We start from the raw sequence: 2497 nt of genomic DNA, 5'->3' as shown, positions 1-2497 counted from the left end.
GCTGCGATCTTTTGATCTTGAAAGTCAAAAGATCGCAGCCTGCGGCAGCTCCTACAGGTTCGTGATGGCAGCGCCAATGCATTCCAGGGAAAAAGGTGTTTCCAATGCACAAAAGATTTCTCACGATACAGAGCAAGATCACCCTGCTCGCCGGCCTCAGCCTGGTGTTGGTGGTGGGCTTGCTGATGGGCCTGTCGCTCTACCAGACGCACCAAAGCAGCCAGCAAGTGGCCCGGGCCAGCAGCGACATGCTCGCCGACGCGGCCAAGGAACACATGCAGGCCCTGGGCAAAGTGCAGGCCATGCAAGTGCAACGCACCTTCATGCAGACCCACGAATACGGCCAGGGATTATCGCGGTACCTGTTGTACCTGAGGCAACTCCAGCACCAGGGCAACCTGACCCGCCAACAACTGCGCCAGGCGCTGAGTACCCAGCTTCATCAAGCCCTGATCGACAAGCCCGACCTGCTCGGGCTTTACGTCATTTTCGAACCCGACGCGCTGGACGGCGCCGATGCCGGTTTCGCCGACAAGCCGGACCTGGGCAGCAACGAAACCGGACGCTTCTCCCAGTACTGGGTGCAGGGCAACCCCGGCGAACTGCAAGCGGTGATCGGCGATGAAGGCCTGCTGGCCAACACCGAGCCGGGCCCCAGCGGCGCACCCTACAACGCCTTCTACACCTGCGCCCGCGACACCCGCCAGGCCTGCGTGCTGGAGCCCTACTTCGACGAGGCATCGGGCAGTCGCAAGCTGGTGACCAGCGTCGCCTTCCCGCTGCTGGAGAACGGCAAAGTCATCGCCGTGGTCGGCCTCGACATCAACCTCGCCGCGTTGCAAAAGAACAGCCAAGCCAGCGCGCTGCAGCTGTTCGACGGCCATGGCCAGATCAGTATCGTCAGTCCCCGTGGTGTGATCTCCGCCAACAGCCAGGACATCAGTCGCCTCGGCCAACCGATGGACAACGCCCAGGTGATGGACGCCTTGCGCCAGGGTCGGCCGAAGGTGTTTGTCGACCCGCAGCAGATCAAGGTCCTCGAACCGCTGCCGCCGATTGCCGGTGCCGCGCCCTGGGGTGTGCTGGTGGGTGTACCACAAGACGTATTGCTGGCACCGGTCACCACCCTGCAAAAACAACTCGATGCCAAAAGCATGCAAAGCACTGCGCTGGAACTGCTGCTCGGTGGCGGCTCGGCCCTGCTCGGCCTGCTGCTGATGGGCTACACGGCACAGCGCATCACCCGGCCGCTAAAAGTGCTGACCCGGGTCATGGAAGATATCTCCCTCGGCGAAGGCGACCTGACCCGGCGCCTGCAAGTGCAATCGCGGGATGAAATCGGCCAGTTGGCCACGGCGTTCAACCGTTTTGTCGAGCGCATTCACCAGTCGATCCGCGAAGTGTCGTCGGCGGCCCATGGCGTCAACGAAGGTGCCCGCCGCGTGCTGGACGCCTCCAATTCGTCCCTGAGCAATTTCGACGATCAATCGAGCCGCACCAACAGCGTCGCCGCCGCCATCAACCAGTTGGGCGCTGCTGCCCAGGAGATCGCCCACAACGCCTCCGATGCCTCGCAGCAGGCTTCTTCCGCCCGGCAACAGGCCGAAGACGGTCGCCAGGTGGTGCAGCGCACGATAGAAGTGATGAACGAACTGTCCGGCAAGATCAGCGCGTCGTGCAGCAACATCGAAGTGCTCAACGACAAGACCGTGAACATCGGGCAGATCCTCGAAGTGATCAAGGGCATCTCCCAGCAGACCAACCTGCTGGCACTCAACGCCGCCATCGAAGCGGCACGTGCCGGTGAAGCGGGCCGTGGCTTTGCCGTGGTTGCCGACGAAGTGCGCAGCCTCGCTGGCCGCACCCAAACCTCGGCACTGGAGATCCAGCAAATGATCGAGGAGCTGCAAGTGGGCGCCCGCGACTCGGTCACCACCATGACCGAAAGCCAGCAGCACAGCGAAGAAAGCGTCACCATCGCCAACCTCGCCGGCACCCGCTTGAGCAGCGTGACCCAACGCATCGGCGAGATCGACAACGTCAACCAGTCCGTCGCCGCCGCCACCGAAGAACAGACCGCCGTGGTCGAGGCCTTGAACGTCGACATCACCCGGATCAACACGCTGAACCAGCAAGGGGTGGAGAACCTGCAGGCGACGTTGCGGGCTTGTACGGAGCTGGAGCAGCAGGCGGGAAGGTTGAATCAGTTGGTGGGGAGTTTTCGGATTTGAGATAGCTGTTGCCTGGTCTACCGTCTTCGCGAGCAAGCCCGCTCCCACACTTTGATCTTTGCCACACACAAATCCCGTGTTCACTGAAGATCCCCTGTGGGAGCCAGCTTGCTCGCGAAGAGGCCATCAAATCCAGCATCCATGACAACTGACACTCCGCCATCGCGAGCAGGCTCACTCCCACACTTTGATCTTTGCCACACACAAATCCCGTGTTCACTGAAGATCCCCTGTGGGAGCGGGCTTGCTCGCGAAGAGGCCATCAA

1 protein-coding gene and 1 pseudogene are annotated in these 2497 nt (G+C 61.9%); both read left to right on the top strand.

Annotated features, from left to right (window positions below):
* Positions 1–104 precede the first annotated feature (104 nt).
* Positions 105–1376: pseudogene (locus SOP85_RS31550) on the top strand (HAMP domain-containing protein); the annotation flags it as partial.
* 24 nt (positions 1377–1400) lie between these two features.
* Positions 1401–2231, top strand: a complete 831-nt coding sequence (locus tag SOP85_RS31545; RefSeq protein ID WP_442967964.1) for a methyl-accepting chemotaxis protein — start codon at positions 1401–1403, stop codon at positions 2229–2231.
* Positions 2232–2497 lie beyond the last annotated feature (266 nt).

Origin of the sequence: Pseudomonas sp. YuFO20, from assembly GCF_035064975.1 — a bacterium.
GTDB classification, from domain to species: Bacteria; Pseudomonadota; Gammaproteobacteria; order Pseudomonadales; family Pseudomonadaceae; genus Aquipseudomonas; species Aquipseudomonas putida_AE.
Note: the sequence above shows the minus strand (reverse complement) of the source record. Positions and strands in the feature narration are given on the sequence as shown.